The sequence below is a fragment of the uncultured Lactobacillus sp. genome (genome assembly GCF_944327175.1).
Taxonomy (GTDB): domain Bacteria; phylum Bacillota; class Bacilli; order Lactobacillales; family Lactobacillaceae; genus Lactobacillus.
This window is the reverse complement of sequence record NZ_CALVGT010000029.1, coordinates 10,922-31,895: the sequence shown is the minus strand read 5'-3', so window position 1 is coordinate 31,895 and position 20,974 is coordinate 10,922. Positions and strand designations below refer to the sequence as shown.

Annotated in this window: 19 protein-coding genes; 3 read left to right on the top strand and 16 right to left on the bottom strand. The window is 48.5% G+C overall.

The genetic code is table 11. From position 1 onward, the window contains the following. Positions 1 to 553: 553 nt before the first annotated feature. A complete protein-coding gene (locus Q0J41_RS04150) occupies positions 554 to 1,048 on the bottom strand; it encodes a hypothetical protein (protein WP_296226477.1) in 495 nt (164 codons plus the stop codon). 392 nt (positions 1,049 to 1,440) lie between these two features. On the opposite strand from Q0J41_RS04150, the gene Q0J41_RS04145 reads away from it, so the two are divergent. After that, positions 1,441 to 1,626 carry a hypothetical protein gene (locus tag Q0J41_RS04145; protein ID WP_296226475.1) on the top strand — a complete coding sequence of 62 codons (186 nt, stop codon included), beginning with the start codon at positions 1,441 to 1,443 and terminating at the stop codon, positions 1,624 to 1,626. A 338-nt stretch (positions 1,627 to 1,964) separates the two neighbouring features. Then, a complete protein-coding gene (locus Q0J41_RS04140) occupies positions 1,965 to 2,471 on the top strand; it encodes an ATP-binding cassette domain-containing protein (RefSeq protein WP_296226473.1) in 507 nt (168 codons plus the stop codon). Between the two features lie 52 nt (positions 2,472 to 2,523). On the opposite strand, the gene msrB is transcribed toward Q0J41_RS04140, so the two are convergent. The 5 genes from msrB to rfbB form a co-directional block, all read right to left on the bottom strand. After that, entirely contained in the window at positions 2,524 to 2,949 is a 426-nt protein-coding gene (gene msrB, locus Q0J41_RS04135; protein ID WP_296226471.1) for a peptide-methionine (R)-S-oxide reductase MsrB, read from the bottom strand. A 668-nt stretch (positions 2,950 to 3,617) separates the two neighbouring features. Next, positions 3,618 to 4,592 carry a dTDP-4-dehydrorhamnose reductase gene (gene rfbD / locus Q0J41_RS04130; protein WP_296226469.1) on the bottom strand — a complete coding sequence of 325 codons (975 nt, stop codon included), beginning with the start codon at positions 4,590 to 4,592 and terminating at the stop codon, positions 3,618 to 3,620. A gap of 13 nt (positions 4,593 to 4,605) precedes the next feature. Then, positions 4,606 to 5,214, bottom strand: a complete 609-nt coding sequence (gene rfbC, locus Q0J41_RS04125; RefSeq protein ID WP_296226467.1) for a dTDP-4-dehydrorhamnose 3,5-epimerase — start codon at positions 5,212 to 5,214, stop codon at positions 4,606 to 4,608. 26 nt (positions 5,215 to 5,240) lie between these two features. After that, the gene (gene rfbA / locus Q0J41_RS04120; protein WP_296226465.1) at positions 5,241 to 6,098 is read right to left on the bottom strand and encodes a glucose-1-phosphate thymidylyltransferase RfbA; all 858 of its coding nucleotides are present in this window, start codon (positions 6,096 to 6,098) and stop codon (positions 5,241 to 5,243) included. A 19-nt stretch (positions 6,099 to 6,117) separates the two neighbouring features. Beyond that, the gene (gene rfbB, locus Q0J41_RS04115; RefSeq protein WP_236153202.1) at positions 6,118 to 7,155 is read right to left on the bottom strand and encodes a dTDP-glucose 4,6-dehydratase; all 1,038 of its coding nucleotides are present in this window, start codon (positions 7,153 to 7,155) and stop codon (positions 6,118 to 6,120) included. Positions 7,156 to 7,303: 148 nt separating this feature from the next. On the opposite strand from rfbB, the gene Q0J41_RS04110 reads away from it, so the two are divergent. Further along, positions 7,304 to 7,603 (top strand): hypothetical protein, encoded by a 300-nt coding sequence (locus Q0J41_RS04110; protein ID WP_296226460.1) that lies wholly within the window; start codon positions 7,304 to 7,306, stop codon positions 7,601 to 7,603. Here Q0J41_RS04110 and Q0J41_RS04105 read toward each other — a convergent pair. From Q0J41_RS04105 to Q0J41_RS04060, 10 genes are all read right to left on the bottom strand, one after another. After that, positions 7,587 to 8,759 (bottom strand): methyltransferase domain-containing protein, encoded by a 1,173-nt coding sequence (locus Q0J41_RS04105; protein WP_296226458.1) that lies wholly within the window; start codon positions 8,757 to 8,759, stop codon positions 7,587 to 7,589. The two genes, Q0J41_RS04110 and Q0J41_RS04105, sit on opposite strands and share 17 nt — an antisense overlap. 98 nt (positions 8,760 to 8,857) lie before the next feature. Then, positions 8,858 to 9,562, bottom strand: a complete 705-nt coding sequence (locus Q0J41_RS04100) for an MIP/aquaporin family protein (protein WP_296226455.1) — start codon at positions 9,560 to 9,562, stop codon at positions 8,858 to 8,860. A 104-nt stretch (positions 9,563 to 9,666) separates the two neighbouring features. Beyond that, on the bottom strand, positions 9,667 to 9,897 hold the full coding sequence (locus tag Q0J41_RS04095; RefSeq protein WP_296226453.1) for a hypothetical protein: 231 nt from the start codon (positions 9,895 to 9,897) through the stop codon (positions 9,667 to 9,669). A gap of 321 nt (positions 9,898 to 10,218) precedes the next feature. Beyond that, positions 10,219 to 11,094 (bottom strand): DNA/RNA non-specific endonuclease, encoded by an 876-nt coding sequence (locus tag Q0J41_RS04090; protein WP_296226451.1) that lies wholly within the window; start codon positions 11,092 to 11,094, stop codon positions 10,219 to 10,221. Further along, the gene (locus tag Q0J41_RS04085) at positions 11,094 to 11,705 is read right to left on the bottom strand and encodes a hypothetical protein (RefSeq protein ID WP_296226449.1); all 612 of its coding nucleotides are present in this window, start codon (positions 11,703 to 11,705) and stop codon (positions 11,094 to 11,096) included. Before Q0J41_RS04085 ends, Q0J41_RS04090 begins: the two co-directional genes overlap by 1 nt. Before the next feature lie 553 nt (positions 11,706 to 12,258). Next, positions 12,259 to 13,236, bottom strand: coding sequence for an Rpn family recombination-promoting nuclease/putative transposase (locus tag Q0J41_RS04080; RefSeq protein WP_296226447.1), 978 nt, complete (start codon positions 13,234 to 13,236; stop codon positions 12,259 to 12,261). A gap of 395 nt (positions 13,237 to 13,631) precedes the next feature. Further along, positions 13,632 to 14,627, bottom strand: a complete 996-nt coding sequence (locus Q0J41_RS04075) for a glycosyltransferase family 2 protein (protein WP_296226445.1) — start codon at positions 14,625 to 14,627, stop codon at positions 13,632 to 13,634. A 91-nt stretch (positions 14,628 to 14,718) separates the two neighbouring features. After that, complete coding sequence (locus Q0J41_RS04070; protein ID WP_296226443.1) at positions 14,719 to 17,670, bottom strand: glycoside hydrolase family 3 C-terminal domain-containing protein; 2,952 nt, start codon at positions 17,668 to 17,670, stop codon at positions 14,719 to 14,721. Positions 17,671 to 17,855: 185 nt separating this feature from the next. After that, positions 17,856 to 18,449, bottom strand: coding sequence for a hypothetical protein (locus tag Q0J41_RS04065; protein WP_296226441.1), 594 nt, complete (start codon positions 18,447 to 18,449; stop codon positions 17,856 to 17,858). Next, positions 18,446 to 20,863: a glycoside hydrolase family 3 C-terminal domain-containing protein gene (locus Q0J41_RS04060; RefSeq protein WP_296226439.1), complete on the bottom strand. Its 2,418-nt coding sequence runs from the start codon at positions 20,861 to 20,863 to the stop codon at positions 18,446 to 18,448. Before Q0J41_RS04060 ends, Q0J41_RS04065 begins: the two co-directional genes overlap by 4 nt. Positions 20,864 to 20,974 lie beyond the last annotated feature (111 nt).

Genomic DNA, 20,974 nt, shown 5'->3' with positions numbered 1-20,974 from the left:
CGGTGCAATGCAGATAGTAAGAAAAGTATTCCCGAACGTCTCATTTGCGAACGGGATAGTGGATGCTGTGTTGCATCCAGCCAAATGGTCTCCTCTCATTTGAGGAGCCACTTGGCAAACGAGTAATATTTGTGTCTGTGTATAGAGCTTCGGTTGACGGACTGTAAAGTTGTCCTCCAGTTTTCTTGAAAACCATATCAAGGGAGCGTTTGTGATACTTACTTGCTAGGTATTGATTGAAAAAGGTCGGTCTAGATATTAAAGCTGTTAAAGCAGACACTCGGCAAAATCATATCAAATGACACAATTTGACATAATCTGACCCAATATTCTCTAACATGATCAATTTCTATATCTCTACACAAAAAACAAAAGTTATATTTTTTCAAAAAAGTATAAACAAAGAGCATAAGCAAAAACAGCCCTGCTGCTCAGCAACAGGACTGTTAAAAGCCTTATTCTTGCTATTTTACTGCCGCTTTCTCTCTTGCGCCCAGCCCCACATAAAGAGGGCCATGCCTAAGAGAGCCAGAAGCGGGATCGGCCAGTTCAACTACCCCGTCTGCGGCAATCTCGGCGATTGCGGCAAAGTCGGTACGTTTTGCCGGCTGCTAGTAGAAACAGATGAGGTTGATGACGTCACAACCGGCGTATTAGGCGTCTGCGGCTTAGTGCCCACCTTCTTCCCCGAGCTGACAGATGAGGAAGATGATGAATTTGGCACTGATGGCGTCGACGGTGTTGCCGGCTTAGCTGGAGTAGTCTTCTCCAGCTTTGGCTTGGCAATGATCTGGCTCATGCTGTGCTCGTCTTGCACATAGGGCAAGACCAGGGTAAAGGGCTTGATCTTTTCATAGCCGCTGGCCGCGGTTGTCTGCGTTACCAGGTAAACCGCCTGGCCGTCAGCATCAAGTACTGCCTCCCCGCTGCTTGAAATCTGGCTGGTCTGCCCGCTAACTTCATTAGCTGCCGCGTAAGCAGCCAGGCTCTGGGCGAAAGACTCAGTCATGACAGTGCTTTGCATCTTTGCCGAGATATCCTCGTCCATTTTGGCAAAAGCCGCCGTGTACTGTTACTTGCCATCTTTAACTTCAGCCACCTTGTAGACTTGAAGCTGGCCGCGTGAGCGGTGCTGAGGCCGCCTGGAATTGCAGCCAGCAGACCGAACAGGAGAACCAGGGCACTGAACAGACTGCTCAGCTTTTGCGTGAGTTTTTTAGTCATTTTCCTAATCTTTTTCTATTCTTTCTCTATTCTTTCTATCATGTGCGACAAGGACAGCCCCTTGGCCAAAAAGAAGTCAGTTACTTTCCAAGACTTAGCCGGAGTCAGCTTCTTGGACCTCTTGAGCAAAAAGTGGCCAAATTAATATCTTCCTATTAATCCTTTCCTCCTTTTTTAGAGTTAAAATTAAATAAAGTACTAGATAAGGAGGAAATCATGCAATTTACCAAGGTTTTTGAAGGCACTTTTACCCAAGTTAAGGAACAAATCGACAAGTTTGTTGCTGAAGGCGGCCATATCGATGCGGTCATCAGCAGCACCACTGGTGAAAAGGTTACCGAAGACCACACCTTCAGCTACAAGATGCGGATTATCGCTATCTGTAGCGAAGAAGAAAGCTAAAAAAGCGCAAAAGGCGCCATCCCTAAAACGAGGGATGACGTCTTTTTTCTACTCTAAGTCAAGTGTTATCAACGATTTTAGGCAATTTTATTTTGAAATACGGGCTTGATCGGGAAATGACTCTCGGAGAATCTAGTCAAATATCTGATTTAGAGCATGATAAATACAGCCACCTTCTGTAATTTCAAAAAAGAGGCTGTTATAATATCTATTGGATCAATTCTTATGACAAAAGTCTTTGGTTATGTTTGGCTACGTCATAGTTATACAATTGATCATTCTTAATTAAAGCGAAGATCGTCCGTAATAATTTATGGATCGATGCGATAGCGGCCACCATGCAAATTGACGAGAACCTTGCCCTGGCTGCCCGGCGCGGCAAGCGCAGAGGGCTTAAGTGGGAAGTCACCGCTAAAGAACGGGAAGAATACAAGGAAAAGCTGAATGTCTTGAACCTGGGGCTGGAAGACCGGTTGACTGCTAAAGTAGGTCTGTTGTCCGGTGGGCAGAGACAAGCTTTGACCTTGCTGATGGCAACCTTGGTTAAACCAAAGGTTCTTCTCCTAGATGAACACACGGCAGCGCTTGGCCCGAAGACGGCGGAGAAGGTCTTAAACGCAACTGACCGGATCGTTGCAGAAGGCAAGCTGACCACTATTATGGTGACGCACAACATGAGGGATGCGATCGTCCACGGCAACCGATTGATTATGATGAACGACGGTAAGGTCGTTTTAGATATCAAGGGTGAAGAAAAGAAGAAATTGACTGTGGAGAAACTGCTCCACCAGTTTGAAGTCGTATCCGGCGAGGAATTCGCCAGCGACAAGGCAATTTTAGGTTAGAAAAGAAGAAAACTGGCGATTTCCAAATCAAGGAAGTCGTCAGTTTTTTCGTTTATTCGAAAAGCTGCCGGTATTCGCCGTAACCTGCTTCTTCCAGTTGGTCATAAGGGATGAACTTGAGGGCAGCAGAGTTGATGCAGTAGCGCAAGCCGCCCTTGTCCAAGGGGCCGTCGGTGAAGACGTGGCCCAGGTGGGAGTCAGCCTGGCGGCTGCGGACCTCAGTTCTTTCCATGCCAAAGGACTGGTCCCGGTGCTGGGTCAGCTTGGTTAGGGGCTTGGTAAAGGCTGGCCAACCACAGCCGGAATCGTACTTGTCCAAAGAGGAAAAGAGGGCTTCCCCACTGACTACGTCGACGTAGATTCCTTTTTCAAAGAAATTATCATACTCACCTGTATAAGGCGGTTCAGTCGCCGCGTTTTGGGTCACGGCATACTGCATTGGCGTCAGTCTGTCTTTCAAATCTGCTTTTTCGTTCATCTTGGTCACCTCATCTGTTTAGATAAGGTTATTGTAGCTTGGAAAGATTCGCGAGGCCTTGATCTGGATCAAGAAATTAGTTAAGAGCTTCCTTATTTTTAGCCTGTAGCTCTGTGAAAGGCTTAATTGCTGACAAGTCCCGGCTAAGGTGCTTCTTTGCATCCCGCAGATCAATACATTCGCCAACCGTTGTTGGTATTCCGCATCTAAAGAAAAGTTTGGATCATAGCCATGCTGATACTTAACGATTTCCAAGGGCTGATAGTGCTCTATTTGACTGCTCCCCTCTTTTTACTCAAAATCACGTTTTTAGCAATTTATAATACCATTTCTAGCACTTTTTAGCATTCTTTTTTGTCAAAAAGGCCATTTTGATAAAAAAGGGATTGAAGTCCCCCTTCTTTTTCCCGCAAAAATACAATTTTAAGATTTTTGGGCAAACAAAACCCCCCTTGGAAATTGAGAGCATATTCCAAGAGGGCGTTTATATCTTTTAGCAGCATCATGCTTAGCGCATGGTGTGCTCGGCGCTATCTGCCTTATTACCTATAATATCATATTTTGCTTGTTTAGTCCTATGGCATGCTCTATTTTAGTGCCTCTTGGACGATTACCATGAGTATGCAAAAAAGCACCGGACCTTCCAGTCCAGTGCTTTCAAAAATTGCTTAGTCAAAGAAGCCGTCAGCCTTCAAGGCTTCCAGGTAGCGGTGCACGGCGTCTGGCCAAGTTGGCAGCGGCTTGAAGCCATTCTTTTCCAGCTTGCTCTTGTCCAAACGGGAGTTGAACGGCCGTACAGCCTTGGAGAGGCCGTATTCTTCCGTGGTAACCGGAGTTACCTTGGTCTTGTAGCCAGCCTGGCGGTAGATTTCCTTGGTGAAATCGTACCAGCTGATGTAGCCGGTCTTCGTGCCATTTTCGTCATAGCCGCTGGCAGTTTCCGGCAATTCCGCGTTAGTCGCGTGGTAGTAGCCGTACTTGTCGGTTTCGATCATGTCGACCAAAAGGCGGGCTAAGTCCAAAGTGTAAGTTGGCGTACCGATTTGGTCGCTGACCACCTTGACTTCATCATGAGTCTTGCCCACGTTGAGCATGGTCTTGATGAAGTTCTTCCCGTTTAAGCCAAAGACCCAGGCGATCCGGACAATAAAGTACTTGTCCAAAGTTTCAGATACGGCAAGTTCCCCGCCCAGCTTGGTTTCCCCGTAAACGTTCATTGGCTTGTAGCCCTTGAAGTCCGGGTCCCATGGAGTAGTGCCCTGGCCATCGAAAACGTAGTCAGTGGAGATGTAAACCATTGGCACGTCTAATTCCTTGGCTACGTTGGCAATGTTTTGGGTACCATCAGTGTTGACCTTGCGGACAGCTGCAACCTTGTCGTCATCTTCAGCCAGGTCAACCGCGGTCCAGGCTGCGCAGTGAACGATCACGTCAGGATTGACTTCAGTGATGGCCTTCTTTACGCCTTCTGCGTTAGTAATGTCCAAAGAAACATAAGGAGCAGTAGTAACGGCTGAGCCGTCAGCGATCCCGCTGTATTCCGGAGCCAAGTCGCTGCCTACGCCTTCGTAGCCGCGCTTAGCCAGTTCGTTCATCACGTCGTGGCCCAGTTGGCCATTGACGCCAGTTACGAAAACCTTCATTTTTTCCTCCTAATTAAAACTTGAAAGTGTCCTTAAGCCCTTGCCACTTTTGGTCCCTGTCAGACAAAGTCAGCTTAGTGCCGTCTTCCAAAGCGTAGCCGCTGGCGTCAGCTGAGCCTGGGTATTCGCCAACCAATTGCGGCCATTCAATCCCAATTTCAGGGTCGTTCCAAGCCATACCGCCTTCATCGTTTGGGTGCCAGAAGTCGTTAACCTTGTAACAGAATTCAGCCACATCGCTCAAAACCAGGAAGCCGTGGGCAAAACCTTCTGGAATCAAGAACTGCTTCTTGTTTTCAGCAGTCAGTTCAACCCCGTACCACTTGCCGTAGGTCTTGGAGTCGCTTCTCAGGTCAACGGCAACGTCGAAGACATCCCCACGCACGACCCGGACCAGCTTGCATTGCGGGAAGTGCTTTTGGAAGTGCAGGCCCCGCAAAACGCCCTTGGTTGAGCTTGATTGGTTGTCTTGGACGAAGTTGATGTCAAAACCAGCTTCCTTCATGTCGTTTTCGTTGTAGGTTTCCATGAAGTAGCCACGGTCGTCCCCATGAACTGCTGGCGTAATCACTGCCAGACCTTCAATACCGCCGACATTCTTTTCAACTTTGATTTGACCCATTTTTTCTGATGCTTCTTTCTAAAAAACTAATACTTCAACTTGCCTTCAGCCACTGCCTTGAGGTGCTGGCCGTAAGGACTCTTGCCGTAGTGCTTGGCTGCTTCCATCAACTTAGCTTCGTCAATCCAGCCATGCACGTAGGCAATTTCTTCTGGGGCAGAGATGCTTACCCCGGTCCGTTCTTCAACCATCTTAACAAAGTTTGAAGCATCAACCAGGCTCTGCATGGTCCCAGTGTCCAGCCAGGCGTAGCCCCGGCCCAGCAGCTGTACGCCGAGGTTGCCGGCGTTTAAGTACATCTCGTTCAAAGTGGTGATTTCCACTTCCCCGCGGGCACTTGGCTTAACCTGGGCAGCTCTTTCGCTCACGCCAGCTGGGTAGAAGTAAAGGCCAGTTACGGCGTAGTTGCTCTTTGGGTGTTCTGGCTTTTCATCAAAGTCAACCACGCCAAAGCGTTCTGGATCGTTGACGTAGTAGCCAAAGACGGTTGCCTGGCCAGCTTTGGCGTCACGAGCAGCTTTTTCCAAAAGATCGGTAAAGCCGTTGCCGTAGAAGATGTTGTCGCCCAAAACCATGGCGCAAGGTTCACCGTTGATGAAATCCTCGCCCAAAGTAAAGGCTTGAGCCAGACCGTCTGGACTTGGCTGCACCTTGTAAGAGAGCTTGACGCCAAATTGTGACCCGTCGCCCAAAAGCTCCTTAAAGCGCGGAGTGTCAGCTGGCGTGGAGATGACCAAGATATCCTTGATCCCGGCCAGCATCAAGGTTGACAACGGGTAGTAGATCATTGGCTTGTCGTAAACAGGCAAAAGCTGCTTACTGGTGACCAGAGTTAATGGATACAGGCGAGTGCCTGAACCACCTGCTAAGATAATTCCCTTCATTTTTTCTCTTCCTTGCCTCTTACTTTTCGTCTAAAACCTGCTTCTTGCCATACATTTCCTGGTAGTAGTTCTGGTAGTCACCGGAGATGATGTTTTCCCACCATTCCTTGTTGTCCAGGTACCATTGGATGGTCTTCTTGATACCATCCTTGAACATGGTTTCTGGCAACCAGCCAAGTTCGTCGTGGATCTTGGTTGGGTCAATAGCATAGCGTTGGTCGTGACCCTTGCGGTCAGTAACGTGTTCGATCAAGGAGTAAGGCTTGCCCAGGTAGTCGCAGATCAGCTTAACGATGTCGATGTTGTGCATTTCGTTGTGACCGCCGATGTTGTAGACTTCACCAACCGTACCCTTTTCCAAGATGAGGTCGATGGCCTTGCAGTGGTCTTCAACGTAAAGCCAGTCGCGGACGTTTTGACCTTCACCGTAAACTGGCAAAGGCTTGTCGTCCAAGGCTCTTTGGATCATCAATGGAATCAGCTTTTCCGGGAATTGGTAAGGGCCGTAGTTGTTTGAGCAACGGGAAATAGTTACAGGCAGGCCGTAAGTTCTGCCGTAAGCACCGACCAAAAGGTCAGCGCTGGCCTTTGATGATGAGTATGGGCTGGAAGTGTGCAGCGGAGTGTCTTCGTGGAAGAAGAGGTCTGGCCGGTCCAGCGGCAGGTCGCCGTAAACTTCGTCAGTTGATACTTGGTGGTAACGCTTGATCCCGTACTTGCGGCAAGCGTCCATCAAAACGGAAGTACCGATGATATTGGTTTGCAGGAAGATTTCCGGGTTTTCGATTGACCGGTCAACGTGGCTTTCTGCGGCGAAGTTAACAACAACGTCCGGGTGTTCTTCTTCAAAAAGCTTGTAGACGCCTTCGCGGTCGCAGATGTCTAGCTTGACGAAGCGGAAGTTTGGCTTGTCCATGACATCCTTCAAGGTTGACAGGTTGCCCGCGTAAGTCAGCTTGTCCAGGCAGATGATCTTGTAGTCTGGGTGCTTCTTCATCATGTAGAAGACAAAGTTGGAACCGATAAAGCCGGCACCACCGGTAACGATAATTTTCATGTAATGAACCTCCAAGTTCAAACTAAGCAATTTTTTCTTAACTGACTCAAAGTATAAAACATGACGTTACGTAAGCTTCAATAGAAAAAATAAAATAACTGCCATTTTTTTAAACTTTAAAGACTTGAGCTGAAAAAATTACGCAGCCATGGCGATATTCGCAAAGTTCAGCCCCATAATTTACGTAGCCATGGCGATATTTGCAAAGTTCAGCCCCATAATTTACGTAGCCATGGCGATATTCGCAAAATTCTGCCCCATAATTTACGCAGCCATGGCGATATTCGCAAAATTCAGACCCATAATTTACGTAGCCAAGACGATATCTGCAAAATTCAGTCCCATAATTTACGTAGCCAAGACGATATTTGCAAAATTCAGCCCCATAATTTACGCAGCCACACTAAATTCATCAGTTGCACAGCTGCCCGCTATTTGCGGCAGATAAAGGTCCCGGCGTCTTTAGTGATGTGGAAGCCCCCAGCGACTTCATCTTCAACGAATTGCTTGAATTCCTGGTAACGGTCCAGCAGAAGCGCGTTCTGGTTGCCGTGGCAGGACAAGATATAAGAAATAACTGGTTCTGCTTCGTCTAATTCGATGGCGTCCTCGTAGCGCTGGCAGGTCACTTGGACAAAAAATGGAGCGAGGATCTCTTCCCCGTTGTCTAAGCCGAAGCGGTCATAGAGGTTAACTGAGGATAAAACGATTTGGGAGTTGAACTCTTGGACCAGGTCAGTGATTTCGTGCATATGGCACTTGCTGTAAGTTGACGCGCAGAAGCGGCCCCCTTTTTTCAAAACCCGGCGGACTTCTTTAAGGACCTGAGGGATATCGTCGCAGTAAAAAAGCATGTGGTTGGCGACGACCAGGTCAAACTCTTCGTCGGCAAAAGGCAAGTGGGCCGCGTCGCATTGGTCATAGGAAAAGCGGCTATCTTCCCCGATTTCCTTTTTGGCGTCGGCCAGCATCCCTTCTGAAATGTCGGTCAAGATGACCTGGCAGTCCTCCGGCAGACGGTCGTGGCTCGTGGCCCAGAGTTCGCCATTCCCGCAGCCGATCTCTAAGATTTTTAAGCCAGGAGTCAAGTCCAGCTGGCGGAAAAGCCAGGGGAACCAGCCTTCCTTGTTCATGGAGTAGTCCCGGTGCAGGCGGATCCGGGCAGAGATGTTGGTGGCGTTCTGGTACTGGGCCTTGAGGCTCTGGGTCATGGTTGACCGGTGGAGCAGTTCCAGCATCCGGCTCCAGTCAACAGGCTTGCCAGCTTCCAGGGTTTGGGTGGTTGAGTCGATGGCGGCTTCAACGGCGGTCATTTCTTCAATCCGCTCTTCCACTAGGCGCCGCTGGATTTGGAGAGAATCCAGGAGGCGGCGCCGGTCGCTGGCCCCCAGGGTCAGGCCACGGATTTCCCCTAGGGAAAAGCCTAGGTACTTTAAAAGCAAGATCTGCTGGAGCTTGGCGAAGTCAGCATCGCTGTAGCGCCTGGCCCCGCCCTTGCTTCTGGCTGAAGGCTTGAGGAGATTCTGCTGGTCATAGTAGCGGATCGTTCTGACGGACACGTGGGCCCGCTTGGCGAATTCACCGGATGTGTAGTAGTCGGTCATGGGAGCTCCTTTCTGCCTTAGATTATAACCGATTTTTTCCAGGCAAAAATACCCTTGAGCTCGAGCTGGAGTTCAAGGGTAAGTTTTAGCTTATTTTTCTATTTTAACAATGCCTGCAAACCGCTAGCCAAAAGGCCGCCGGCAATTGGGCCTAAAACTGGCACCCAGGCGTAAGCCCAGTTAGCCCCGCCCTTGTTTGGCACTGGCAAAATCGCGTAAGCCAGACGAGGTGAGAAGTCCCGGGCCGGGTTCAAGGCAAAGCCAGTCGTCGAGCCCAAAGTCTGGCCAACCACCATGATCAAAAAACCAACGATCAAAGGCTTCAAACCTTGGGTGAAGTTGCCCAGGTTGAGCAAGGTGAAGACGAAGACAAAAGTCGCGATCGTTTCACTCAAGAAGTTGAAAACAGGATTGTTGATAGCTGGGCCGGTCGCGAAGATCCCCACGCTGTTGCCTTCGTCAGCCTTGGTTGCCTTGAAGTGCGGGTAGTAGTGCAGGATTACCAGAGCTGCCCCGACAAATGCGCCCAGGAATTGCCCCAGCAAGTACGGCATTACCTGGCTCCATGGGAAGAAGCCGAAAGCCGCGAAACCAATAGTTACAGCCGGATTGAGGTGACCTTGTGAGCCAAATTGGCCAGCCACGTAAACACCGAAGGTTACCGCCATTCCCCAGGCCAAGGCGACAAACAGCCAGCCCTGCCCCTTAGCATAAGCCTTATTCAAGCTGATCCCGGCCCCGCAGCCGACACCCAGCACGATCAAAATCATCGTTCCTAAGAACTCTCCTAAAAATCCATTCATTTGTACTTTTCCTTTTCTAGTTCAGTCTAATATCCACATTATATTGTAAGCGCTACCTATTCACAAGGACTTTTTGCCTATTTTGTACAAAAATATCTCCTTTCCTACTCCCATCTACTTCCACGCTTAAATTCCAGCAAGACCCGGTTGCCAAGCAGATATAAAATCACAAAGTAGCCGAGGATGGCCCAGAGGGCTGCCCAAAAGACGGTCGCTCCAGGCCCTAGTCCTTTAGCTAAAGCAGCTTGGCAAACCAAGTAAACATAAAGACAGCCCAGCAGGCTGCTAGCCGGCTTTTTCCCGCTGGGCAAGAGGCGGGCCGACTTTCTCGCCAAAAAGTAACAAGCCAGACAAGTCACCAGGTCGGCAAGCAAGGTTGCCAGCGCTGCCCGCTACCGTAGTCCAAGTATACAGCAATAAATCGCTTTCATCCTTGACATATGTCAAGAGCAGGATCAAAGACAAAACTTAAAAGCAGATGTTCCGCAGGGCCAGGTAGCCATATTCCTCAGTTTCCATTGTATTTTTCACTGTAGGAATTGTGCTACTCAACACACTTCACTTAATGTAATGTATTAAAGTCCATAAAAGATAAAAGTTCTCTACTCCGTTAGAAGTGAAGTCTAACAGTTGCAGAGAACTTTTTCTAATGTAATTTAGTTCTGTACCCGGCTGGTACCATCACTGTAGTTCAAAACAACGCCGGGCTGGACGTTAAAGACATAGACGTTAAAGGAAACCGCGTTGCTGCCAACAGACTTGGCCTCCATTTGAACGCCGCGGGCCAGAAGCTCATCGCCTTTGAAGATTGGCTTAACCCGGTAGCGGACATAGTTGCTTGAAGATTCCTTCAAATAGTCAGCTACTTCATTTTCGTATGGCAGCATCCCCGATACGTTCATTTCTTCCGTACCAGTGATTAGATTCTTCGGGTTGTTATTCTGCCCAGTCAGCTGGTAGCCGATCAAGTGACTCCGGTTATAGAGCCAACCGCTGGAAATCCGCTTGTTGTGCCAGCCAGTTGGATTCCAGTGCAAAGGTTCTCTTTTAGCAGTTGGCATCAAGGACTGATTCAGCATTGCATTGGCTGTAGTAGCCCGGTTCAAGCTGTCCAGATTGCCGTAGGTCTGCCAGGCACCGCGGCTGGTTGACAGATCACTTTGACTGAAGTCGGGCTGGTTGTTATTTACTTCAGTAGACAGTTGCCCGCTATAAGTCAGGGATGCCAGATCAGTTTGCTTTGGCTTAGCAGAAGCCGTTTCTTTCGTGGACGTAGTTTGGTTAGTCTTACTACCCGGCTTTTTAGCCAGCTTTTCCTTAGCTTCCTCAGTCTTATCCTTAATAAGATCAGTCTCAGCTTCTAAAGTAAGATTATCGGACTCATAGTCTTCGATTTTATCTTTATACTTATTGACCCGCTTGGTCTTAACAGTAATCTTTGGATAATTCTGGGAATCAACCGGCTTGGTAGAAGTCACGGCAAAAAGCAGAACAACCGCGCCAGCAGCAAAAATCATTCTTTTCTTTTTCATTATCTCTTAGCCCTCCGGTAACCTGCTCTCTGCGCCTCTTCTTCACTGTTGAAGTAGACAGCGTTTGACGAATTCATATGGTAGCCGGCCTGGCCAGGGACATGATAAATTTTGGAGTTAACATTACCAACGATTTTCTGAGAATCAGCAGTGTTCATATCACCGCGCTGGTCACTTGAAGTATCAGCTGAGTCATCAGTGTTTGAATCACTGGCACTAGATGCGGCAGCGGCTTGCTTTTCCGCGGCTTTACGGGCAGCTTCAGCCTCCTTTTTAGCTTCAGCTGCCTGCTTTTCCTGTTCCCGCTTAGCCTTTGCGGCTGCTTCTTTTTCGGCCTTTTCCTGAGCTTCTAGCTTCTTAACCTTCTTAGCCAGAGGCGCGTAGGCCAACAAGGCGGCCTTTTTGGCAGAAATCAGCGCCGCATTCTGTTCTTTTACCTGTTGGTATTCCTTAGCGCCAGTATACTTAACCACGACTTTGGTCTGCGGACTGTATTCTTCCGCGGCTACACTGCCAACACCGACAGTCACAAAAGAAAGGGCCAGCAAGAGCCAGGCGGTTGCCTTTTGTACCTTTAACTTGTGTTCTTTTTTACTGTAGGCAAAACACATCAGAACAATAGCTGCAATAAAGAGGCATCCCCCTACACTTGAAATTCCTAACGGCAGATAGCTCATCATAACGCCTAGCAGGGACAAAAAGGCAAGGCAGCCCCACCCTCTAACTGAATAGTAATCTTTATCAGCCTTACCAGATTTTTTCTTATGATAGCTGATCGTTGTCATAGCAGCAGATGCTACTAGCAATATGGGCCATAATACGGCCATAAATATCCTCATCTCTTCCTCCTCAAAAAACACATGATTAAATAGCTAAGTGCCGAAGCTCCCACTTAGACACTCAGACTTTACATTATAGCACGCGTGTAAAGAGAAAAAGACTTCCTATAAAAAGAACGAGTAGTTGGTTCAAAAAAGTGCATAAAAAAAGAGCGCCTATTAAGCGCCCCAACCGGTTCGGTACAAGTAATCAGCTGGTACCATTTCTTGCAAACTCAACAATAAGATATGCAATTAGGGGGAATCCCCGATGAACCTGGTTCATAATCGTGGTGTCTATATTATAGCACAGCGGACATGGCAAATTTGTCAGCTTTTTTGCTGCTTACTTTTTCTTGAGCAAGTTCTTGTACATAGACCGGTCAGATTCGGGGATACCTAGAATGTCCATGGCTCCATCTGGAGTTAAGTTAGTGGTGTTCAAAATGTTGATCAAGTAGTCTCTAGTTACCTTCTCAGTCGTTTCTTTAGTAACTTCTTCGGTTACCTTTGCAGTAACTTCCTTAGTCGTTTCCTTCTTTGCCCGATCAATCTTGACCTGGATAAATTGTGGCAGTACTTCAGTCATGGTAGTCACCTCGTTCTTATCTCTTTTTTCTAGTTTCTTGATTAACTCGTCATAAGCATGGGTACCCGACAGGGCATTCATCATATCCAAAAGAAGCATGATATCTTCCACTGACATCTTTTTGGCGCTTGGGTGGTATTCTTCACCAGCATTGGTCTGGATGAAGTATTCCGTCAGGCAGAAAAAGGCGCTCTTGAAGCGCTTATCCAGTTCTTGCACGGACAAATCACTAACCCGGTAAAAAGCCTTGATCTCGTAATCACTAATCAGTGGTCGCATCTCTTCGGGCAGCTTCTTCATATCGATGTTTCCCAGCAAATTCCGGCTGTAGTTCCAAGCTTCTTTCCCGTAGTATACCACCAGCGTGAGTACGGGGTAGAGCTTTTTGCTCTTAGTGAGCTGGTAGCGGTAGGCCGCGGCATCGTAGTTCATCACCCGCGCTGGCATATTTTTGTCCGGCCGGGTTTGGTTCTCAATGCCGACCAGCGAGATGACGACCTTCTTCTTGCCGATCGTCAGCAGCTTAGCTACGTCCCGGTCCTGGCTGTGAATCTTTCCGTTAGCTTTGTAGTAGCTAAGCGTGTTGGTATTTGCCAGCATCTCTGGCTTGATGACTTGCTGGCCATTGAAGATGAAGCCGTTCAATACGTCCGCAAAGATTTCGTTCTTGTCTAGCAAAACTTTTTCGACCAGGTCATTAGTGCCATGAGTTTGCTGTGAATTTCTTTTTGACATATTTCCTCCGATCTAGAAGGATAATTTTTTACCCTTCATTTACTAGTACAAGAAAAAGTGCCAAAATTTTTTATTTCCTCCAAAAAATTCGCTTTACTCTAGCTAATAACAGAGATGGCCTCAGCAGCTCGAATTTAGTAATTGATGGGGTCAAGGATAAATACCTGCAGAAAGATATCAAATTGACACAAAAGTGATGCTAATCTGACGCATTTTTGACCAATAACCTGCAGAATTACCAAGACAAGCAGTAAAGAAAGCCCCGCATCCGTAAGTTGGATGCAGGGCTTTTGAGCATAAAAAAGAGCGCCTATTAAGTGCTACAACCAAGAGGCACATCGAGACTATCAATCTCAAGACTAGGATGTGTGGACGGGGGTGTGTCCCTTATTTTTCTAGTTAAAGGCATAGATCTTCTTGGCCACTTGATACAAGCGGGTAACTACGCGCCGGCCGCCGCGGCCTGGCAAATTCACCCCAAGCCCAAGCGGCCGCTTTCTGAAGGACTTGTAAGTCGCGTAGTCATAGACCTTCAGAAAGTCCCACAATTCCCGCTTCAGTTTCAAGCTCTGCCGATCACCAGCCAGCAGCAGAATTACCGAAGAAATCGTCGTAATAATTTCCAAGTAGTACTTCAAATATTTCTGGCAGGGATCACTCTCACTGATCTGCGCCGCGTAAAAAATAATCATCTTTTGGTTGATCAAGAGCTGCTGGTTGATTTTCCGCAGCATTACCTGCTCATTGACCGACTGGTCATCCCGGCCGGTATAGTAGTGGTACAGGTCCACCGGCAAATAGCAAATTGTATCAACATATTTCATTGGCTCAAAAACAAACAGGTTGTCATCATAGGAAACCTTTTCCGGCAGCTTGATGCCAGATTCCGCCAATACCTCCCGCCGGTAGATGATTGCATGCAGCATCAAGTACTGGCCTGGCCGCAATTTAACTTGGTCCCAGCCGAATGTTTCACCGACTGGCAAGTTGAACTTCACCCGCTTTTGCTGCTGAAGGGCAGGCTTATCGTACAGGTAGTTGCAAACCAGCAAGTCTACCGGCTCATGCCCGGCCAAAAAATCCAGCACTGCCTGATAGGCATTGGGATCAAGCCAGTCATCACTGTCCACGATCTTCACGTACTGCCCGCGGGCGACTGCCAAGGCATGGTTGATTGCCCCGCCATGTCCCCGGTTTTCCTGATGGATCACCCGGATATTCTGGTAGTCCCGGGCATATCCGTCCAACATCGCGCCAGTCGCATCGGTTGAACCGTCATCAACCAAGATGATCTCCACCCGCTTGCCGCCACCAAGCAGCGAATCCACGCAGCGCTCAAGATATTCCGCTGAATTGTAGCAGGGAACGATAATGGTCAGTATTTTTTCCATATTAAAAGCCTCCACGATTCTAGCAAAAAAGATGTCTCCAATCTGCTGGAGGCATCTTTTCCTGTCATAAATTTATTGCCAGATTAATTGCTTAGTTCTTAGCCAAGTACTTCTTCTTGAAGATAAGCAAACCAAGGATTTGAATCAAAACGATGACAACTACGGCAGTAATGATGTAGTTCTTGTAAGTCTTTTGGTAATCCCAAAGAACGCTTTGACCCTTCTTGTAGTTGCCCTTAGCGTAAGCACCAGAGTTGGCAACCGTGTAAAGGATGTTGTGGCTAGCAGTCCGCAAAGCTTTCACCGTTGCTGGGTTCTTGGTATCAGTTACCTTTGCATTAGCTGCCCCGTTAGTAGATAGCATTGCATCGTTACCATTAGCAATTGCTTCAGTTGCGTTCATAAAGCCGCCTGCGTAGTAGTCAGTTTCAACGAAGCCTCTGAAGCCCCATTCACCGCGCAACACCTTGTTCAGCAAGGCACTGTTAGCCCCGCACCAACGGTTGCCGATAAAGTTGAAAGCACTCATGGCTGCATGAGCCTGGCCGCTCTTAGTCGCGTCTTCAAAAGCCTTCAAGTAGTTTTCACGAATTGCCTGTTCAGTTGACCAAGTCATCAAACCAAGCATTCTGTTGGTTTCCTGGTTGTTCATGGCAAAGTGCTTGATGTAGGCGTAAACGCCGTACTTAGCAGCACCAGCTACTTCCTTGGCAGCCAGTTTACCGGCCAAAGTACCATCTTCTGAGTAGTATTCGAAGTTCCGGCCACCGAAGGCTGAACGGTGCAAGTTCATCGCCGGGCCATACCAACCATAGATGTTGGCCTCCTTACCCTGCTGACCAACTGCTTTCCCGCGCTGGTCGGCCAAGTCCTTGTTCCAAGTGGAAGCAAGCATAACCGCTGCTGGGAAGGAAGTAGTGTTCAAGCCCTTGACAAAGAAGCTGGAGAAGCCAGCTGGGCCGTCGAAGTCGTGCGTACCGATCTTGCCAACCGACTTGATTGGCATGGTTTGGTAACCACCGAAGGCTACCAAGTTGACCATATCCTTAACAGACATTTGGTTCAGCAGCTGGTCCCACTTCTTGTTGTCGTAGCTTAAGCCGCGGACATCGGCCAAAGTCAAGCTGCCGCCCTTGCCAGTCGTTGGCATTGAGCCAGCAGTTGGCAAAGTATTCTTGTAGTTTTGCGCCAAAGTAGCGCTCTTGATCAAGCTTGCCTTAAGGACCGCCTTTTGGCTTGGAGCAGCCGTAGCCTGCTTGTAGTTGGCAAAATTGTTCTTCCGGCTCAAGTAGGTAATTCCAGTACCATCTTGTTCGGCATTTTGGAATTGGTTAACTGCGGCAGTCTGGTCACTTGACCGCTTGTTGTTCTTGCCGTAAGTAATCTTGTCAGCCAGCTTGTAGTCTCTTGAAGCAAGCACATCGTGTGAGTTGTTCTTTACTTGAATCTTGTAAGTACCCTTGTCCAGGACGTAGGCACCACCATTTGCTTCATCGTATGAAGCCATGTCTTCACAGTTGAAAGCGAAGTGCAGCTTTTGACTTTCACCGGCCTTCAAAGACTTGGTCTTAGCAAAGTCAAGCAGGTTGGTCGCTGCCTTTTCAATCCCGCCATTGTAGTAAGGGGCAGTGTAGTAAATTTGGACAACGTCCTTGCCGGCCCGCTTGCCAGTGTTCTTGACCGTGACGTCAAAACTGATCTTGCCAGTCGTTGAGTCAGTCCGCAAGTCACTCATCTTTTGGCTGAACTTAGTGTAGCTCAAGCCGTAACCAAAGGCGTATTGGACCGCCTTCTTATATGCCTTTTCGTTGTTGAGATAACGAGTTTCATACCACTTGTAGCCGACATAAATATTTTCAGTGTAGTGAACATAAGCAGCTTGAGCATTGCTGTACATGAAGTTGCCGAAGTTGTTGTATGACGGGTTCTTCTTCAAGTCGTAGGCGTAAGTATCAGCCGTCCGGCCAGATGGGTTAATTTCACCCTTCAAGATCTTACCCAGGCTGGAGAAGCCCTTCATCCCTGGGCCGCCCATCCAGACTGCACCTTTGATGTGGCTGTAGTCGTTCAGCCAGCCAAGTTCCATGGTGTTGGCGGCATTGATCAAAACAACGACATTCTTGAAGTTCTTGTTAACCAGGCTCATCATGGCCTTTTCCCGCTTGTTCAGTTCAAGGTAAGTTTGACCCTTGTCCCAGTCACCTTTGTTCTTGTAAACTTGGCCCTTATCCATCTTAGACATGTCTTTTGGAATATCGGCACCTTCACCACCTGGCCGGGCAATTACGACCAAGGCTGTGTCTGAGAACTTCTTAGCGTGGTCCAGCATGCCAGCAGAATATTTGCTGCTTTCTGGTTCTGGCAAAGTCCAGTCAGCTCCCCACATCCCAACAACTGGACGGGTCTTTTGGTACTTGGTGTAGAACTTCAAGAGTTGCTTGTTGGTCTTAAAGCCGGCCATCTGCAAGCCTTGGTAGATGTCAACTGCCCCGTTAGTAGTTGTTGAACCAGAACCTGACCCACCGTAGATCGGATTGCTTGAAGCCCAGCCGAAGACGTTGATATTGCCCGCCTTCATTGGCAGGAAGTTGTTCTCATTCTTTAAAAGAACTGAGCCTTCATTAGTGATCGTCTTGGAAAGTTCATCACTCTTGTTAACCGTTGAAGCACTGACCTTCTTGATGGAGGAAGCGGCATTGTTGGCGTTCATCAAACCTTGCATTGGCCCAAAGACCATGGTGGCCAAACTGATAACCACCGTCAGCAAGAAGGCAACGCAAGATTCCCACTTAAGCAAGAAGTTGAACTTGCTGCTCTTCTTCCAGAAAACAATCAACAATACAATAATCAATACTAAAACGATTGGAATTGGTAACAAGTTTTTGCCACCAACTTGAATCGTGTTAGTAATATCTTGATCACTAACGACACCAGCAGCCTTTAAGGAATTGATGACTGCATAGCCGATCCCAGCAACGGCTAATACAAAGGCTAGTATTACGCCGAGTGAGATCCATAAACTGCGAAGCTTTTTCTTCTTCATCGTCTGTTTTTCTCCTAAACACTTTCATTACTTCTTAACAGCTTTAATCATACTCTTTAAGAAAGCGGTTTTATCTATTTAAACATTTTCTGTCAATTTCTCCACAAATTCTGTATTCCCTTTCATCTGCTGAACATCAAATTAAAAAGCCCTTACAAGGCGATTAACCTGTAAGGAACTTTTGCTTACTTCATGATGACGAACTTCATCATTGGCCAGTTGATCACGACCTGGGCAATGATGTTGCAGATGTTGGCTACCGTAGCTGAGAAATTACCGATCTTCGGGCTTAAAACAGCAATGATGTGAGGCGGCATCCAAACCGAGACGATCCCGGCGAAGACCACCGTTACCACGTACCAAAAGAGCTTGGCCTTCCCAAATTCCGCGCCAAAAACAACATCTCTTTGCACAAAATAGTTGACTACTTGCGCGCAGACATAGGCAAGAATAAAGGAATAGAAGCCGCCAAGACCACCAGTTGATGGCTTGCTGTAGTCGAAAATAAACCATTTGAAAGGCTGGGTAATATGCTTAAAGAAGAGCAAGGTGCTCAGCCAGAGCACGACAAAGTTGGTTACAGTCGCGCAATTGCTCAAAATATTGAAGACCAGGAACTGGTAAAGGGTTGGGTTTTTAGCCTGGAATTTAAGCAGGCCATGGACCAGCCCATTCTTCCGGTGCTTGAGCATCCACTTGGTCAAGCTGTCATTGTTGTCTGCTAAACGGTCAATGGCACTTTCGAGCTCAGCGGCCGTCATTACTGCTTTCTCACTCATTCTTGCACATCCTTATCATTCTTAACTTTACGATTGTTTTGGAAATAATCTCTAATCAAGCGGCCGCTCCCCCGCCAGAAATGACCATTGACGATAAAAAGAATGTCCTCAGCCATCGGCCGGCTGATCATATCCCCCATCATCTTCGTCATTGCTCTAAAAGGCATGTTGTAGTTAAAGAGGAAGTTCAGGTCTGGCTTGCTATTTTCCAGGCTCTCCTGGATCTTCTTGGCTAGCCACTTGGCAGTCGCCCGGCCAAGCCAGGACTTAGCGTTGGCCATTTCGCGCAATGGGTCATTCCACTCCAGTTCCCGCCGGCCAGCTGGCAGGTTTTCCGGTAATTTTGTCCCATAGATTTCCGCGAAATCATGGTCAGTCACCAGCAAGAGCTTGCCTTCCTTATACTTGTCATAGCTGCTACTTGCCGCCACTTCCGGGACAATGCCCCGCTTTAAGTCATATTCGCCAGTCAAAACAATATCAGCAACGTTGCGGCCAAGCATGATCTGGTAGCGGCCCTTTTCTTCTTCCCAAGCCCCCTTTGCCGGGTCAAAGTAGCGGAAGGAGTATTCATCAAAGGGGATTGAGACCCGCTTGCTCTCACCCGGCTCCAGGTCCACCTGGGCCCAGCCCTTTAGTTCCCGCTTAGGGCGCAGCAAAGGCGAATCTTCCTTACCAATGTAGAGCTGGACGGTTTCTTTACCGGCGACCTGGCCAGTGTTGGTCACGTCCAGGCTGGCCCCTTGATCATCGATCTCCAAGTTGCTATAAGCAAAAGTGGTGTAGCTCAAGCCATAGCCAAAAGGATACTTGACCTTGACGCCAGCCGTTTCATAGTAGCGGTAGCCGACAAAAATACTTTCCTTATAGTAGACATTGTGCTTTTCTTCTGGGAATTCACTGTCAAAAGGAATATCAGTTTCCGTCAAAGGATAGCTTTCAGCCAGGCGGCCGGACGGGTTGTATTTCCCGGTCAAAACTTCCCAAACCGCGCTTGGGCCAGCCTCCCCGCCCAGGTATTCGTGCAGGATCGCGCTGACCTTGTCTTCCCAGGGCAGCTCGACTGCCGCCCCGCCTGAGAGGACAACAATAATTGGCTTGCCCGTCTTAGCCAGTTCGTCCAGCAAGTTGACCTGACAAGGCGGAATAGCTAGGCTGGTCCGGTCCAGCCCTTCTGACTCCGCGCTTTCATCAAGGCCAACGTTAACCGCATAGACCTCACACTTGTCAGCCAGGGCCTTGGCTTCTTCAACCAGTTCCGCCTTAGCCTCCCCCTGGCGCGGGCAGCCTTGGGCATAGCCAACCAGGTCGATTGGGTAGTCCTTGGCCGTGTCCAGCAGACTTTCCAGATCATGGGAGTTGATCAAGGATGAGCCAGCCCCTTGATAGCGCGGGTTCTTGGCAAAGTCGCCGACCAGGGCCACCTTGGTTCCCTTAGCTAGTGGCAGGATTTGATCTTTATTTTTCAAAAGAACCAGGCTCTTCTTAGCGGCATCACGGGCCACGGCATGCTGCTCTTCCCAAGAGAAGTTGCCAGCATCTGGCTTAGCTTGTGCTTCCAGGATGACCGTGAGCAGTTCATCAACCCGCTGGTCCAAGATTGCTTCGCTCAGCTGACCATTTTCAACAGCTCTAACCACTTCTTCGGCCGCATTAACCCCCAAGCCGGGCATGGCCAGGTTGCTGCCGGCCTTGATACCGGAGACATGGTCATTGTCCCCGCCCCAGTCAGTTACCACGTAGCCGTCAAAGCCCCAGTCTTTACGAAGGGTATCAGTCAAGAGCCACTTGGATTCATTGGCATAGCTGCCGTTGATTTCATTGTAAGAGGACATGATGGACTTTGGCTTGCCTTCTTTGACGGCAATTTCAAAATTGGTCAGGTAGAGCTCGTGCAGAGCCCGCTGGTCAACAACCGAGTTGGAGGCCATACGGCGGGTTTCCTGGCTGTTGACGGCCAGGTGCTTTGGCGTAGCGATCGTGCCATTTTCCTGCAGGCCCTGGATCATACTCGCGGCCATTTTACCGGCCAAATAAGGGTCTTCACTGAAGTATTCAAAGCTCCGCCCCCCGCGCGGGTTGCGCTTGATATTGAGGGCCGGCCCTAAAACCTGGTCAACATCAAGGCGGCGGGCTTCCCGGCCCAGGGCCTGGCCCACTTCCCGGCCAACGGCTGGATCCCAGCTGTTAGCCAAAGTAGCTGAAGATGGGAAGCAGGTGGCTGGTTCACTGGCATTTAAGCCCAAGTGATCCCCCGCTCCAGATTGTTTCCGCAGACCGAATGGTCCGTCTGACAAAAAGATGCTCTTCAGCTTGCCTTTGATTGCCCGGGTCTGCCATTCGCCCTGGCCAGCCATGAGCAGGGCTTTTTCTTTAAGGGTCAATTGGTCGAGCAATTTTTGATTCTTTAACATATAGACTAACCTCCATCGATCTTAACAAGACTAATCATACGCTTATAGAAAGCGGTTTATTTTTCTGCCGCATTTTTTGCCATTTTTGCCACATAATTTGTCAGCTGGCTA